This window comes from Neobacillus sp. PVCKKU3 (genome assembly GCF_058323225.1).
Genome location: NZ_JBLVQN010000031.1, coordinates 63,241 through 76,758 on the forward strand (window position 1 = coordinate 63,241; position 13,518 = coordinate 76,758).

Here is a 13,518-nt window from a genome sequence, read left to right on the forward strand (position 1 = left end):
CTCTTTTGCACAGCATTCTTTTCCTCAGGTCGTATCCCTAATTTAATCAATACATCCTCTTAGTATAGCTCTCCTCAAGACTTTTTTGAATGGTGTCGACACTGGAATCGGGTAGCTTAGCGTGTTCAAACAGGATTTTTGCGGCGGATGGCAGCATTTCTTTTTCAAGCCAGGAATCCGGAGCCCATAAACCTGAGCGTTTAAGAGCTTTTGCGCAGTGAATAAAACACTCTTCTACTTCCACCCCAATCCCTAATAGGGGCTTCCGGCCGCCAACCGCCATCTTCTCAAGCAGTTCTTCATCTCTGACTATACAAGCTTTCCCATTTACCCTTAGTGTCTCTCCCAGCCCCGGTATGAAAAACTGCAGACCAACTCGGGGATTGGATAAAATATTACGCAAAGAATCTACTCTTTTGTTGCCTGGTCGTTCCGGTATGATGAGTTGTTTTTCATTTAACACTAGGACAAATCCGGGCTGGTCTCCCCTTGGAGAAACATCACAAAACCCCTGCTCGTCAGCTGTCGACATTACTAAAAACGGCGATTTTGAAAGAAATTCCAAGCAATGATGGTCTAAATGGTGAATGACCTTTTTGGAAGCCAGTTCACTTGGTGATCCCAGCAATGACCGCAGTTCTGCCTCAGTTTCAATAATATCTTTAAACAAAATTTCATCCCCTTAAAGTTTTTTAAAAAATGGATATAGTGCCTTTCCAGTTGTGTTCGAATTTGCAATCAGCGATATTTTCCGTTTGGCTAAGGAGTGGTTTAATGGTATGGCTTTTACAAATGAGTTCCCCAGATTCTTGATACTCATTTCTGGTACCACGGTAATCCCAGACCCGGCTGCAACATATCCAATTAAAAAATCACCAAAATCTATCTCTCTAATAATCTTAAGTTCTTTCTCCTGTTCACGGAACATCCTGCTGACACTTTCCCTAATCGTACAGAACGAAGGATACAATACAAATTCCTCGTCACTAATCTCTTCAATTAGAACGGACTGTTTTCCAGAAAGTTTATGAGAAGTACGCAGGATAGCATATAAAGGCTCATCAAAAATTTCCTTTTGCCAATAAGTTTTATTGACCGGCATTTCTTCAATGATGGCGGCATCGATTTCCCCATTTTTTAGGAGTTCAAATACTTCTTGAGAGGCATTCTTTATAACAACCTCCACATGAATCCCTTTCTCCTTCAATTTTAAGATTCGGGAAGGGATATAATTGCCGGCTAAACTTGGCAAGGTCCCAATCGTATAGCTTCGAATATCCTTCAGTTTGTTAAGGTCATTTTGGAGAGTAGAAAGTTCGCTCAGGATTTGCGGCAGCTTTTTGTAAACTAACTCCCCTGCCTCAGTTAGAACGACTCCTGAAGTGGACCGCACTAATAATGGTGCTTCAAAATAGTCTTCTAATTTACGGATTTGCTTGCTTAATGCCGGCTGCGAGATATTAAGACGCTCACTTGCCTTGGAAAGACTTTTTTGATTTACCGTTTCTACAAAACTTCGAAAGTAATCAATATTCATATAGCGCTCATCCTTTTTAAAGCCCTTTTGAACATTTTACCATTTAAGATAAACTTCGGAAATTAGCAAACTATCTGTCTGATAATAGGTAGTATAATGGATGTAAAAATAATGGTGTAATTGAGGCGAAAAAATGAAAAGAAGCAAGTCTAACGCGGAACACTACATATGGGGACAACAGTGTGACGGCTGGCATCTGGTGAAGAATACAAATCTAAGTATCATCCAGGAACGAATGCCACCTCATACTGCCGAAGAAAGGCATTACCATGTTCATGCACGGCAATTCTTTTTTATCTTGTCCGGAACAGCCATTCTTGAAGTTGATGGTGAAAGAGTCGTTCTGGAAGAAAAGGTAGGATACGAAGTGCCGCCGATGGTCCCTCATCAAATTTTCAATGAGACAGACAGCGATATTGAATTTCTAGTCACATCCCAGCCCACTAGCCGTGGAGACAGAATTCCATTGTAAAAATAGAAGTCACGAGTCGGTTCACTCGTGACTTCACGATTAGAATTCAAAAACCTCTCCATTAGAAGGGACCGTGACATTATTTAAACCATTTTTGGCAATATATCCCCGCAACTCTTCCCTGCTCAATAAGCAATGATTCCACGACTCCATGTGAACGACAATAATTTTGGAGGAGGAGGCTTCTACACTTACTCTTTCGATATCCTTTATTCCCATCGTAATCGGATCCCCTGTTAAAAACTGCGCCTCCCCGCCATTTAAGATGATGATTTCAGGAGAGCGCTCCGATATGGCCTCCCGAACTTCATCGCACCAAATGGTGTCCCCGGCAATATACAGGGAAGGTTCACCAGAAGCCTCGATGATGAAACCTGAAACTGGTCCCATCTGCTTACCCAGTTCTCCGGTTCCATGCTGACCTCCCGTTCTAGTTAAGCGGATCCCGTTCCAGCTTTCTTCTTCCTTAATTTTTGTAACGTTTGAAAAACCCAACCCACGCAGCTTTTCTTCATCTTCGGGCTGGCAAAAAATCTTTAAATCCTTCGGTATGGTTTTGATCGCGGCATCATCAAAGTGGTCGCGATGGGAATGAGTCAGTATGACCGCATCAATATCTTCAAGAACGTTTTCAATGGGGAACGGTAATTCTACTAACGGATTTTTGAAAGTATTGGCCGCGTTCGCTACCGGGTCCATCTCTCCTTTAATACTGAACATCGGGTCCACTAAGAAATGATATTGATTCATGCTGATTTTAAGTGTTGCATGTCTGATTAATTGAATTTCCATAGATATCACTCCTGTTTTGTTTTTATTGTTTTATCGTGTCACCAAGTAGATCATTTGGACGTAAAATTTTTATAGTAACATCTAGTTCATTGCCTCGTTTAATTAACCTTTCTTCCACATTTTCGGTTTCGATATAAAAAGGAGGATTATTGAAGGTTCCATAATGAATTGGAACCAGGTAATCTGCATTTAATATTTTCGCTGCTTCAACTGCCTCTTCAGGGGTCAAGCATGCCGGCAAACTGCTTTGTGTTTTCAAACCAGTAACATGGAGCATCGGGCCGTTTACTGGAAGGCATGCAGCATGGATTGGCCCGTATTGCTGCTCCATCCGCCACCAAAATCCATGCCACTGCGTATCCCCGCAGTGGACAATCGTATGGACGCCATCATTTACAATCCAAGAAACCTGCGGGGAACCAAACCCATCCACTGAATAGGAGGCAGAAACTTTTACATGGTTTACGATAAAATCCTCATTTGGACTAACCCCGGTTACGTTTTTAAATCCACATTTAGCGGCATAGCTCTCAGATTCCTTTGGAAGATAAAGAGGAACAGCGTCACCAAAGCTATCCAAGACTGATTGATAATCAAAATGATCTGGATGGAAATGGGTAACCAAAATAGCATTTGGCCTTTTGATGGTTCTAAGTGAAACTAGTGGCTCTAATGGTTCCCCTAATTTCGCGGCGAGCGGCCGGTCCTGCCCCTTAATCGGCTCCCCAAGTGGATCAATAAGGATTGAAGTTCCATTTGATTCCATTACTACAGTTGCCCACGACAGTTTTTTTAATTCCATAAAAGTAACCCCCTATATCTTTATAACTCTATGCTACACCATTCCATTGTCTGGAAAAAATACAAATCTGTTATAGGGTTATAACCTTTGATTATTGGCTGCTCACTTATGGGACGGATAATTTAAGTTTTTTAATAGAAACAAATGCCCTGCCCCATCAATCTAATAGTAAAAGGAAATTCCTGTGATAAAGTCTGTCCATTTCAACCCCGATTCCAATACGTGGGAGGTTTCTGTTAAACAGGGTGAAGATGATTCTATTATTCAAATTCTAGAGAATTAATAAGCTTAATACGGCAAAAAGAGAGAATCTTTGCTTCATTTTTGGAACAAAATGATAGAGTGAGGTTTTCTTAGGAGGCATCGTTTTGAAAAAAAACATTTTATTAGTAATAGCTATTATCATGATTTGGTTTTTCCTGTTCGGAGTACGGCTGATTGGTTATTTTTCGTCTATTTCTGAAAAAGGTCTGCGCACCACAGAATGCGGAACAAACGGATGCAGTGACGCTATCTTAGTATTAAGCACGATTTGGACATTTTCTTTTTTTATCATCATCCCGCTTATCCTTCCGGTTGCTATTGTCCTTTATTGGAGGATTAAAAAACAATAAAAAATGCTTTACCCGCTTAGGAAAGCATTTTTTTAATTATTATTTTTGATAATTTAGCAGCCAGCCAATTTCAAAGCGATCGACCAGATTAGCATGGAGTGCGCCCCAGAACGTTTCCTGAAGCTCAAAGGTGACCCTTCCGTCTGTGCTAAGGGAATCGTACACCTTTCTAATTTCCTCTTCATTTTCACATTCCAATGTGATTCTAACATTATCACCGGCATGAACTTTGCTAAAGGTGTCCGAGAAGTGGATGATGCTGTCGCCTAAATGAAGTTCAGCATGCAGGCATTTGCCATCGTCTGTTTGTTAAATGTTTGTGATTTCACCGCCAAATAAATCCTTATAATACTCCATCACTGTCAGGCAATTATCAATAAAAACATATGGATTGGCACTTTTCATAATAAATTCCTCCAAATAAAATTACTTCCTTGCCGACTCTTGCAGTTCATTTACAGTGACAAATTTGTAGCCTTTGTCTGTCAAGGATTGTAAGATCCCCTCCACCGCCTTTAGTTCTTCGGCAGATCCGCCGTACCAGGGATGAAGCAGGATGATGGACCCTGGTTCTATGTTTTTATTTATGTAATCCACTTTATCGCGGGCGGCTGTGTAATAGCTGTCCGGCTCCAGGCCCCAGGTAATCGTATCTCTATCATGTTTGCTTAAATAATAAGGCAGACCGACAAGTTTCTTTCCGTTCGGCGGCCGCACATCAATTTCACCTTTATACCCTGCTTCACGTATTAACCGATCTGTTTTTTCAATTTCAGCTCGAATAAAAGCAGGTGATTTAAAAATCATTCGCTCGTGGGAATAGGTATGGTTGCCAAGCTGGTGTCCAGCCGCTGCTAATCCTTTCGCTTCCTCACGATTTTTCTCAATATCGCTGCCGATTAGGAAAAAGGTTGCCTTCGCGTTGTATTTCTTTAATAACGGCAGAAGCTCCGGTATATTTTTCGAAGGGCCATCGTCAAACGTCAACGCTACAAGCTTCTGATTTGTATCTACCTTATAGGTGAGGTCCCCAAATAACTGGAAGGTTCGTGAATTCATTAATTTATATGTACCCAATAATAGTAGAAAAACTAGCAGGATTCCAGCGCCTGTATAGGCCAGTTTCTTTTTCATAAAACACTCCTAAACGACAAAGTGCAAAACCGACTCGGCCTTGCACTCTAATTTTTCCCTAAAAAGGTTTAAGTATCATAAGGGCAATGATAATGATAAAAATAACATTTTCCAAGTTTTCATAAAAGAAAAGCTCTTTAGATAACCGCCAGTACTCTTCTGGAATGTCATCTCCTTTATGGGACTCCAGCATCGCCTTAATGGGTTTGGACCTAGGCGATAAAACGATTGGGCCGATTGCGAGTGCCGCCAAAAAGAGTATAAGACTTATAAGATACCATCCTTGACGGAACAGTGCTGTATTGAATAGGCCAAGACCTAAGCCTGTGACCAGTAATAGCGTACCGCCAATCATGACATAGATATGTAACTTATTACGGATTGCATAGGAATGGCGCAATTCGGTCATTGTTTTTCCTGATTTAACAACCGTTGTTAAAATAAACCCTGGACCCATCCCGATAATGGCAGAAAAAATGTGTATGAAAACTAGAGCCTTGTAGAAAGTCATCGTCAGCTACCCTCCATTCTCTACAGGACAATTTTATCATAAACAAGATTATTAATATAATGAGGTTTGTTACATATTTTTGTAGATTTAAACCGATACAGTTTTAAAAAAGAATGTTTGTCCAAGCCTTTTTTCTGTACAAGCATATTTTAATAAATAATGGTAGAAAGGAGGGTTTTTAAGTGTATAGTGGATGGAGAGATGGCGAAAAAATAGAGATTGAAGTTGAGGGCTTAACGAGGCATCACCGTGACAAACGCGGAAGAATCGTTATTGATGCCGACCAAGTCGTCATTCGTGCTAATAAAGTAATTGTTGTTAAAGAAGAAGAGAAAGATAAGCATCATCATCATGATTTTTTTGATGATTTTAAGAAATTTTTTTGGATCTAGTGATTATGGGTATTTGAAAAGACAAGCCCTTGAGCAAAAACCGGAATAGCCCTTTGTAAAGGCTAGCCGGTTTTTTGGTCTAATCATTTGGGAGATAATCACCTGCACCTGATGTTCTAATCATTTGGGTTTATGATCGCCAGCACCTGATGGTTTTCCCATTTTCCATTGATTTTGACATTCTTGATGGCGATTCCTTCCTTATGGAAGCCTGCCTTTTCCAGCACCCGGATGGAGCCGATATTATGCGGCATGACTCCGGCTTCGATGCGGTGTAATTGTAATTCGTTAAACGCAAACTGCACCAGGAGCTTTGCAGCCTCAGTAGTATAGCCTTTCCCGTTGTGCTTTTGATCCAAAAAGTAACCAATGAAGGCGCTTTGGAGAGAACCGCGGAGAACTTGGAAGAGATTAATTGTGCCGATTAAAGCGTCATCCATTGTAAAAATTCCGAAGGTATACGCCTGGTCAGTTTGCCAATCCTTTGCAAACTCTTTGATTCTGTTTTGCTGTGCCTCGATTGTGTAAAACTCGTTGGTGCGCTCATAGGAGAACTTTTCGAAAAATTGGCGATTCTCTATTTGCGATTTGAGCAGGGATGCTGCATCGTCTTCAGTAAATGGTCTTATGTAAATGTTTTTGCTTTTGAGCACTATGTCCCCTCCCATTTTAGTTATAGATGTAAAACCATATACTCCTCATCGAAATATTCGCCATTCACTATTAACGCCTTTTCTTCGTATCCGAATACTTTAAAACCATGCTTGGCATAGAGCTTCTTCGCTTTTTCATTACTAGCTGTTACAGTTAAATTTATTTTTTCAATCGTTTCGATTGATTTTGCTTTTTCAATAGCGGAGGAAAGTAAAGCACTGCCTACACCGGATACTCGTTGATGAGGTGTCACGTACATTGCAAAAATGTTGGCCTTGTGACGGATTTTGCTTGGTTTCTCGTGCATTAGGGTGACGACCCCAATGAGTTCTTGGTTATTGAATGCTCCGAAAGTGTAGGTTCCTTCTGCGGAGAGATTTCGTGCGGTTTGTTCCACTGGGTTTTCTCTTTTGATGGCATCTTCATAGCTTGTTAAAAAGGCCTCCGGATTTTGCTGCAAGGCTTCTAATCTTAGCTGCCAATAGCTTTCGGCATCGTTTGAGTTTAGTAGTCTTATTTCCATACATATCTCCCTTGTTAAAATTTTCGGGTTGCTCTGGGGTCTTAGTTTGTCTATTGGATGGATTATATGTGCCCCCCCCGTTTTTTGATTAAGGACATAATCGGGTGGGTATCGGTTCAAAATGTCCTTCATAAGCTTAATGAAGACCAAATCTATGGGATTCTTGGTTCAAAATGTCCTTCATAAACTTGATGAAGACCAAATCCATAGGGTTCTTGGTTCACAATGTCCTTCATTGGCTTGATGAAAACCAAATTCATGGGGGCCTTGGTTCAAATTGTCCTTCATTGGCTTGATGAAAACCAAATTCATGGGGGCCTTGGTTCAAATTGTCCTTCATTGGCTTGATGAAGACCAAATTCATACCGCCCCTCGTTCCAAATGTCCTTCATTCCCTACTGTAAAGCTAGATGACTAAATATTTCGGCCCTTCAAAAATTCTAACGCTTAAACAACCTGATTACCTCTTTCTCTAGTTCGTCTACCAAACTAAACGCCCCCTGGTGTCTGAGGCTCTCGACCAAGTTGGTATAATACCACTCCTGCTGCTCCTTGCCTCGGTTAAACCTTTGCCAGACCTCATTGCCATCCTGCTCATAATCTTTAATGATTGACCGGATATTATGAAGTTTATCGGCACAGGCTACCGCACGGATATCGCTAGAGGCGGTTTTCAAAAATTCGATCGTGTGTTCCTTCCGCTCTTCCCAAGAAAGTGACTTATCAGGCTCGGAACAGCCTGCCACGATTTCAGCGATCTCTTCACCAAAGTCACGTTTAATGTCATTTAGTTTATAATCGGTATCTTCATCAGTATCATGTAGAATTCCCGCTGCTACGACTTCATCGCGATAACCCGCCTTCATCAACAGCATTCCTACGGCAACCGGATGTACGATATATGGGATGTCCGTTCCTTTCCGATACTGGCGCTGATGCGCTTTACTGGCAATTTGAAGTGCTTTTTCAATTACATCCATGTCTGAAGCCCTCCCTCATACTTAATATGAATATTTTACCATAAGAAAAGGAGCCTTTATAAAAGCTCCTCTTAAAAAATTAAGCCTCTTCACTTTTTTTCAAAACAGCAGACCCTTTAAAAAGCGGAACTAGGAATAACACCCCGATGATAAATAATAGCGCAGTCGTTTCATACATCGCCACAAGCGAAAACTTTTCCTTCAGCCAGCCGCTTGCGGTCATGGTAATGACCATCGTTCCCATGAACATCGGATTCAAAATTCCGTTTACCCTGCCGATAAAGTCGGCATCTGTATTTTTCAGAATCATCGTATTGATACCAATATGAATGCATGGCATGAATAAACCGGCGAGAAATTGGACTGCTAAGGTAAGCCAGTAAAATTCGGATAATCCCAGTAACATAAAGACAATTGCGTTGATGGCCATTCCTAGTGCCAGCAAAATCTGCGGCGGGGTCTTTTTGGCCAAACCAACAGTTAGGCCGCCACCTAAAATCATCCCTGCTCCAAATGCCGCCATCAACCACTGAAGCTGCTCTTTTGGCAGGCCGAGCTTTTCTGTGACAAGAAATACTGCCAGCGGCTGCGTCAGTCCCAGCGCCAACCCGGCCGCTGCGAAACATCCGCCAAGCATCGTCAATGGACGGCTGTTCAAAACGTAACTGAACCCTGCTTTCATTTCCTGCGTGATGGTTGTTTTTTCGGCCTTCTCCTCTATCTCATAATCGGCTGGAAGTAAAAATAGAATTCCCGCCGACAGCAAAAAGGCAACACCCATTATGGCAATCGCGACATCAATTCCGTAATGCTGATACACAAACGTCCCAATCACCGGGCCAAGAATCATAAACAGTGCAAATAGGGTTTGGTAGATTGACATCCCCATTTGAATGAGTTCTTCCCTTACATGCAGTTTGAACAGCTTCATTCCTGACGGCTGTGAAAACTGGGAAAGAATCGAGGATACGAGAGTCGCAAAGAATATAGCTTTCCAGCTTCCAAAAACAAGTGCCAACAGCACAACAAAGATCGAAATGGCACTTAGAAAGTCACACCAAATCATCGTCTTTTTTGGTCGCCAACGATCGGCAAATGTTCCCCCAATAAAGGAAAACAGAAAGATTGGGGCAAATTCAGCTACCGAAATGAGAGAAACGGCCACTGCGTTTTCATTGGTTTTCTCCACCACAAATAGCAAAATGGAGTAATTTCGGACCCAGATCCCGATTTGCAGGAAAAACGTCGAAAGCAAAATCGTCCGAATGACTTGATTTCGAAACAATGCTCCTATCGTCATATCCGAATTTGTTTTTTCCATAAAAAAACCTCCTTATCCGATTAACTGGACAGGAGGAAAAACAGGCGCAAAAAAGTCCTAGTACAACAGGGTACCACATACCTTTTATAAAAAAGCCTATACCAATCCTATCCAGAATAATGTTCGTTATTACGAATTATTTCTAAAAATAGGATTAGTTATTCATTGGCTTCAGGTCACCCTTCCGAATTTGAGTAATTCTCATTTTACTGGATTTGTTTTTGAGTTTCAAGCAAAAGTATGTTAATTTGTGGTAAATTATAAACACCCCAAATCTGACCAAAGCCCTGAAGCTATTTTCATATATTGGTTAAATCGAATGTTTCGGAAAAAAAAGGTTTTTTCGGTCCAAATCCGAATATAAAATGATGAGGGGGTGATTGTGTTGAAAACAGCAAGACGTTTGGGCGTGCTCGGTTCTTTGGGAGGGTTTCTTTACTGCTGCTATTTTTTATTTAATAATCCCTATGTTGGGGGTCCTCCAGAAGAAGATGTCTTCATTTCCTTTTCACTAATGTATTTTCTTCCGATGTTCATAGCCCTTTACGCAAGCCGCTCTTTAAAACCTGTCTTATTACTATTATGTGCTATCTGGTCCTTCCCATTAACTTTGTATTTGGCAGGCTCCCCCAGTTTATTTAAATGGTTGATCATTTCACCTTTTCTATTATTAGTGTCAGCGATTATCATGTTTAGAAAAAGAAAACAAATTCAAAGAGGTGACGCTTGATGACAAAAAATAAACCATTCAATGATGTCATAGACCACTATGATAAAATCGAAGGCAATGCTGCGAATGGGAATTTAAGAAAGCTGCCGAAACCATTAAGGTATTTTGGATACTTCTTTATCAGTTTTTTTGCTTTAGGAATATTGTTGTTAATTATTTTGAATGTGCTGAGGTAGTTTTAGAAAAATGAGGTGATGAAATGCAAAGATGGTTGAAAAATCTTATTTGGTCATCCATTCTCATTCTGGTCCTTCTCGTTGGATCAGTGATTCAGACTCAGTTAAGGGAATACCAAAGTATGTATTTTAGGGTAATGCCCAATTTAATCTTTAGTGTGCTGTTTCCTATTTTTGTGGGAGGCTTGCTCCGGCTGCCAAAGCTGGTAATTGAAATTCGCGAAAAGAAACGCTGGGCAGTAGATTGGGGGAAACTAATTCTTATCGGTTTACCTGCACTTTTTATAGCAACAGGGCCCTTTGCTGCGTGGTATTTTGTACCTTCATTTTTTAGGGGATTTTGGAATTTCGGATCAAACCCTACGATTATGGCCATCGCTGGGGTTATTTTTGGCTACCTTTTGTTAGATAGTTTAAAAGAAAAATAGGAATGGTATAATGGTGTCAATAAATGGGAAAGGACTGAAACGAATGAAGCAAATTATCACGCTGGGTGGCGGCGGTTTCTCGATGGAACCGGAGAACCCGTTATTAGATACATATATCCTGCAACAATCTAAGAAAACCAACCCAAAAATCTGTTTTGTCCCGACGGCCAGCGGGGATTCGGACAGTTATGTCAGCGATTTTTATCGTTTTTTTGAAAAAATACCTTGTGAACCATCTCATCTATCGTTGTTTAGACCTCCAACTAGAGATTTGGAAAGCTTTGTTTTAGAAAAAGACATCATTTATGTCGGTGGTGGGAATACCAAAAACTTATTAGTGCTTTGGAAAGAATGGGGCTTGGATGAGATCTTGAGGAAGGCGTGGAATCAGGGAATCATTCTGGCTGGAATCAGCGCCGGCTCAATTTGCTGGTTTGAAGAAGGGGTTACCGACTCCTTTGGCAGCGGCCTTGAACCGATTAAAGCTTTAGGATTTTTGAAAGGCAGCAATTGCCCGCATTATGATGGTGAGGAGGACAGACGGCCGGCCTACCATCGTCTTGTGGGTGCAGGAGCACTTGGAGGCGGGATTGCCGCAGATGATGGGGTGGCGATTCATTTCATTGATCAGGATGTTCATAAAATTGTTAGTTCCAGGCCGACTGCAAAGGCTTACTCCCTTTCTTTTGATAATAAGGTTATTGAGACGGAGCTTAGGACGGAGTATTTGGGTAATGGTCTGTTATAACACTTGGGAGGCGTAATCTTTGATGGCTTCCAGCGTTAGGAGCCCTTCATAACGACCTGGGCGGCTACTTCTTCTACTCTTCGGTCGTTATGAAGGTTTTCATAACGACCTGGGTAGCGATTCTATCTATACTTCGGGCTTTATGAGCTTTCATAACGACCTGGGTAGCGATTCTATCTATACTTCGGGCTTTATGAGCCTTTCATAACTACCTGGGCAACGACTCTTTCTACTCTTCGGTCGTTATGAAGGTTTTCATAACGACCTGGGTAGCGATTCTATCTATACTTCGGGTGTTATGAGCCTTTTATAACGACCTGAGCTGCAACTCTTTCTACTCTTCGGGCTTTATGAGCCTTTTATAACGACCTGAGCTGCGACTCTTTCTATTCTTCGGGTGTTATGAGCCTTTCATAACGACCTGAGCTGCGACTCTTTCTACACTTCGGGCGTTATGCAGCCTTTCATAACGACCTAAGCAGTGGCTCTTTTTACGCTTCGGGCGTTATGCGGCCTTTCATAACGACCTAAGCAGCGACTCTTTTTACGCTTCGGGCGTTATGAGCCCTTTCATTAATAGCAAAAGCTCCCTTTTTATTATCTTCCCATACTATGCAATTAATTACTCCAGAATTTGAAATGAATACATACGAACTGCGATTGGAACTCTAAATTTGTAGCCAAGAATGCAAAAAACGAGGTGTTTTTTATGGCAGATAGTTTGGACGCAAAGGATTATGAAACAGGGTCCGCGATTCGGACTTTTAATATTATCGAGTCGAGCGTTGGGCCTGAAGGATATGAGGTTCTTCTTGAGATGGATTTGGACAGTGGTTTTGATTTGGAAAGTGTAAAAATGAAGATTTCCCATGAAGACATGGTAGCATACGAAACAAACGATATTCATGAAGCAGTGAAATATGCTTTAGGATTCTTTGATTAATCTCAAACCTGGAGGCACTTGATTTGAAAAGACAAAATAAAAAACGCCAGGCTGCACAGGGGAATATGCAAAACCGAGACGATAAAACTTTAAAAACCGATGACATAAAGGATTACGACCGCGCATGGGAGGACGACCGCCTATAAACGGCGTCTTCCCTTTCATCATTCACTGAATCAGCTTGGCCATATAATATTCATCAACAAACTCACCTGCCATTAGCAGGGAATGTTTTTTGGTTCCTTCAATCTCAAAACCCATTTTCTTATATAAGGCTATCCCTGCTTCGTTCCGGGTTACCACTGTTAATTCCAATCGATGAATCTTGTGTTCAATAGCCCATTCATCAAGCTTTTTAAACAAGTTAGTCCCAATACCTAGTCCCTGGTATTCCTTCAAAATCCCAATCACAACATAAACGGAGTGTTTGTTTCTTCTCACCGTTCCGCCTATCGCGAACATATAACCAACCAAACCCCCGCCGTCTTCTGCTACAAAAATGGCCGAATTTCCGCTTTTTTTCATTGATTCGATTCTTTGCCGTTGCTGCTCAGGTGTAGCTTTTCTTTCGCCCGGTTCCATCAGCATATATTCCGATTCGGCTTCAACCTGTTGAATAAGACCAGTAAAATTTTCAGCATCGGTAAGTTCTACCTCTCTAATAATCATTGACATACCTCTCATTAAAACGGACTACATCCTTTACTTCCACAGAATTACTAACATAATTCCCTTCCAATGTCCCCATCCTATACGTAATA

General features: G+C 41.3%; 21 protein-coding genes. 9 read left to right on the forward strand and 12 right to left on the reverse strand.

From position 1 onward, the window contains the following. Window positions 1–46 precede the first annotated feature (46 nt). Together ACNQGS_RS19715 and ACNQGS_RS19720 are read right to left on the reverse strand one after the other, a co-directional pair. Window positions 47–673, reverse strand: a complete 627-nt coding sequence (locus tag ACNQGS_RS19715; RefSeq protein ID WP_491488865.1) for a pyridoxamine 5'-phosphate oxidase family protein — start codon at window positions 671–673, stop codon at window positions 47–49. Between the two features lie 9 nt (window positions 674–682). After that, complete coding sequence (locus ACNQGS_RS19720) at window positions 683–1,537, reverse strand: LysR family transcriptional regulator (RefSeq protein ID WP_491488842.1); 855 nt, start codon at window positions 1,535–1,537, stop codon at window positions 683–685. A gap of 133 nt (window positions 1,538–1,670) precedes the next feature. Here ACNQGS_RS19720 and ACNQGS_RS19725 point away from each other — a divergent pair, with 133 nt between their 5' ends. Beyond that, window positions 1,671–2,009 (forward strand): cupin domain-containing protein, encoded by a 339-nt coding sequence (locus ACNQGS_RS19725; RefSeq protein ID WP_491488843.1) that lies wholly within the window; start codon window positions 1,671–1,673, stop codon window positions 2,007–2,009. A gap of 39 nt (window positions 2,010–2,048) precedes the next feature. Here ACNQGS_RS19725 and ACNQGS_RS19730 read toward each other — a convergent pair whose 3' ends face one another. Both ACNQGS_RS19730 and ACNQGS_RS19735 read right to left on the reverse strand, forming a co-directional pair. After that, complete coding sequence (locus ACNQGS_RS19730; protein ID WP_491488844.1) at window positions 2,049–2,801, reverse strand: MBL fold metallo-hydrolase; 753 nt, start codon at window positions 2,799–2,801, stop codon at window positions 2,049–2,051. 22 nt (window positions 2,802–2,823) lie between these two features. Next, the gene (locus ACNQGS_RS19735; protein ID WP_491488845.1) at window positions 2,824–3,603 is read right to left on the reverse strand and encodes an MBL fold metallo-hydrolase; all 780 of its coding nucleotides are present in this window, start codon (window positions 3,601–3,603) and stop codon (window positions 2,824–2,826) included. Between the two features lie 368 nt (window positions 3,604–3,971). Here ACNQGS_RS19735 and ACNQGS_RS19740 point away from each other — a divergent pair, with 368 nt between their 5' ends. After that, window positions 3,972–4,217, forward strand: coding sequence for a hypothetical protein (locus ACNQGS_RS19740; RefSeq protein ID WP_491488846.1), 246 nt, complete (start codon window positions 3,972–3,974; stop codon window positions 4,215–4,217). 39 nt (window positions 4,218–4,256) lie between these two features. Here ACNQGS_RS19740 and ACNQGS_RS19745 read toward each other — a convergent pair whose 3' ends face one another. From ACNQGS_RS19745 to ACNQGS_RS19755, 3 genes are all read right to left on the reverse strand, one after another. Then, a complete protein-coding gene (locus tag ACNQGS_RS19745) occupies window positions 4,257–4,415 on the reverse strand; it encodes a VOC family protein (protein ID WP_491488847.1) in 159 nt (52 codons plus the stop codon). Between the two features lie 228 nt (window positions 4,416–4,643). Further along, entirely contained in the window at window positions 4,644–5,351 is a 708-nt protein-coding gene (locus ACNQGS_RS19750) for a polysaccharide deacetylase family protein (RefSeq protein ID WP_491488848.1), read from the reverse strand. A gap of 58 nt (window positions 5,352–5,409) precedes the next feature. Beyond that, window positions 5,410–5,862 carry a DUF2269 family protein gene (locus ACNQGS_RS19755; protein WP_491488849.1) on the reverse strand — a complete coding sequence of 151 codons (453 nt, stop codon included), beginning with the start codon at window positions 5,860–5,862 and terminating at the stop codon, window positions 5,410–5,412. Window positions 5,863–6,044: 182 nt separating this feature from the next. On the opposite strand from ACNQGS_RS19755, the gene ACNQGS_RS19760 reads away from it, so the two are divergent. Continuing rightward, entirely contained in the window at window positions 6,045–6,254 is a 210-nt protein-coding gene (locus ACNQGS_RS19760) for a hypothetical protein (RefSeq protein ID WP_491488850.1), read from the forward strand. 116 nt (window positions 6,255–6,370) lie between these two features. On the opposite strand, the gene ACNQGS_RS19765 is transcribed toward ACNQGS_RS19760, so the two are convergent. From ACNQGS_RS19765 to ACNQGS_RS19780, 4 genes are all read right to left on the reverse strand, one after another. Then, a complete protein-coding gene (locus ACNQGS_RS19765) occupies window positions 6,371–6,922 on the reverse strand; it encodes a GNAT family N-acetyltransferase (RefSeq protein WP_491488851.1) in 552 nt (183 codons plus the stop codon). 5 nt (window positions 6,923–6,927) lie between these two features. Then, window positions 6,928–7,431, reverse strand: a complete 504-nt coding sequence (locus ACNQGS_RS19770) for a GNAT family N-acetyltransferase (RefSeq protein ID WP_491488852.1) — start codon at window positions 7,429–7,431, stop codon at window positions 6,928–6,930. A gap of 440 nt (window positions 7,432–7,871) precedes the next feature. Further along, window positions 7,872–8,411, reverse strand: coding sequence for an HD domain-containing protein (locus tag ACNQGS_RS19775; RefSeq protein WP_491488853.1), 540 nt, complete (start codon window positions 8,409–8,411; stop codon window positions 7,872–7,874). A gap of 79 nt (window positions 8,412–8,490) precedes the next feature. After that, complete coding sequence (locus tag ACNQGS_RS19780) at window positions 8,491–9,732, reverse strand: MFS transporter (RefSeq protein ID WP_491488854.1); 1,242 nt, start codon at window positions 9,730–9,732, stop codon at window positions 8,491–8,493. Between the two features lie 382 nt (window positions 9,733–10,114). On the opposite strand from ACNQGS_RS19780, the gene ACNQGS_RS19785 reads away from it, so the two are divergent. From ACNQGS_RS19785 to ACNQGS_RS19810, 6 genes are all read left to right on the forward strand, one after another. Continuing rightward, entirely contained in the window at window positions 10,115–10,462 is a 348-nt protein-coding gene (locus tag ACNQGS_RS19785) for a hypothetical protein (RefSeq protein ID WP_491488855.1), read from the forward strand. Then, the gene (locus ACNQGS_RS19790; RefSeq protein WP_491488856.1) at window positions 10,462–10,638 is read left to right on the forward strand and encodes an amino acid transporter; all 177 of its coding nucleotides are present in this window, start codon (window positions 10,462–10,464) and stop codon (window positions 10,636–10,638) included. Before ACNQGS_RS19785 ends, ACNQGS_RS19790 begins: the two co-directional genes overlap by 1 nt. A gap of 23 nt (window positions 10,639–10,661) precedes the next feature. Then, entirely contained in the window at window positions 10,662–11,066 is a 405-nt protein-coding gene (locus ACNQGS_RS19795) for a hypothetical protein (protein ID WP_491488857.1), read from the forward strand. A gap of 43 nt (window positions 11,067–11,109) precedes the next feature. After that, window positions 11,110–11,814, forward strand: a complete 705-nt coding sequence (locus ACNQGS_RS19800) for a Type 1 glutamine amidotransferase-like domain-containing protein (protein WP_491488858.1) — start codon at window positions 11,110–11,112, stop codon at window positions 11,812–11,814. 709 nt (window positions 11,815–12,523) lie between these two features. Further along, window positions 12,524–12,757, forward strand: coding sequence for a hypothetical protein (locus ACNQGS_RS19805; RefSeq protein ID WP_491488859.1), 234 nt, complete (start codon window positions 12,524–12,526; stop codon window positions 12,755–12,757). A gap of 23 nt (window positions 12,758–12,780) precedes the next feature. Next, on the forward strand, window positions 12,781–12,903 hold the full coding sequence (locus tag ACNQGS_RS19810; protein WP_491488860.1) for a hypothetical protein: 123 nt from the start codon (window positions 12,781–12,783) through the stop codon (window positions 12,901–12,903). A 22-nt stretch (window positions 12,904–12,925) separates the two neighbouring features. On the opposite strand, the gene ACNQGS_RS19815 is transcribed toward ACNQGS_RS19810, so the two are convergent. Further along, window positions 12,926–13,426 (reverse strand): GNAT family N-acetyltransferase, encoded by a 501-nt coding sequence (locus ACNQGS_RS19815; RefSeq protein WP_491488861.1) that lies wholly within the window; start codon window positions 13,424–13,426, stop codon window positions 12,926–12,928. Between the last annotated feature and the right edge of the window lie 92 nt (window positions 13,427–13,518).

Coding starts and splice junctions, on each gene's coding strand:
- ACNQGS_RS19720 (WP_491488842.1), bottom strand. CDS start 1,537: ATGAATATTGATTACTTTCGAAGTTTTGTAGAAACGGTAAATCAAAAA.
- ACNQGS_RS19730 (WP_491488844.1), bottom strand. CDS start 2,801: ATGGAAATTCAATTAATCAGACATGCAACACTTAAAATCAGCATGAAT.
- ACNQGS_RS19795 (WP_491488857.1), top strand. CDS start 10,662: ATGCAAAGATGGTTGAAAAATCTTATTTGGTCATCCATTCTCATTCTG.
- ACNQGS_RS19780 (WP_491488854.1), bottom strand. CDS start 9,732: ATGGAAAAAACAAATTCGGATATGACGATAGGAGCATTGTTTCGAAAT.
- ACNQGS_RS19735 (WP_491488845.1), bottom strand. CDS start 3,603: ATGGAATTAAAAAAACTGTCGTGGGCAACTGTAGTAATGGAATCAAAT.
- ACNQGS_RS19800 (WP_491488858.1), top strand. CDS start 11,110: ATGAAGCAAATTATCACGCTGGGTGGCGGCGGTTTCTCGATGGAACCG.
- ACNQGS_RS19775 (WP_491488853.1), bottom strand. CDS start 8,411: ATGGATGTAATTGAAAAAGCACTTCAAATTGCCAGTAAAGCGCATCAG.
- ACNQGS_RS19755 (WP_491488849.1), bottom strand. CDS start 5,862: ATGACTTTCTACAAGGCTCTAGTTTTCATACACATTTTTTCTGCCATT.
- ACNQGS_RS19805 (WP_491488859.1), top strand. CDS start 12,524: ATGGCAGATAGTTTGGACGCAAAGGATTATGAAACAGGGTCCGCGATT.
- ACNQGS_RS19765 (WP_491488851.1), bottom strand. CDS start 6,922: ATGGGAGGGGACATAGTGCTCAAAAGCAAAAACATTTACATAAGACCA.
- ACNQGS_RS19815 (WP_491488861.1), bottom strand. CDS start 13,426: ATGATTATTAGAGAGGTAGAACTTACCGATGCTGAAAATTTTACTGGT.
- ACNQGS_RS19790 (WP_491488856.1), top strand. CDS start 10,462: ATGACAAAAAATAAACCATTCAATGATGTCATAGACCACTATGATAAA.
- ACNQGS_RS19770 (WP_491488852.1), bottom strand. CDS start 7,431: ATGGAAATAAGACTACTAAACTCAAACGATGCCGAAAGCTATTGGCAG.
- ACNQGS_RS19725 (WP_491488843.1), top strand. CDS start 1,671: ATGAAAAGAAGCAAGTCTAACGCGGAACACTACATATGGGGACAACAG.
- ACNQGS_RS19750 (WP_491488848.1), bottom strand. CDS start 5,351: ATGAAAAAGAAACTGGCCTATACAGGCGCTGGAATCCTGCTAGTTTTT.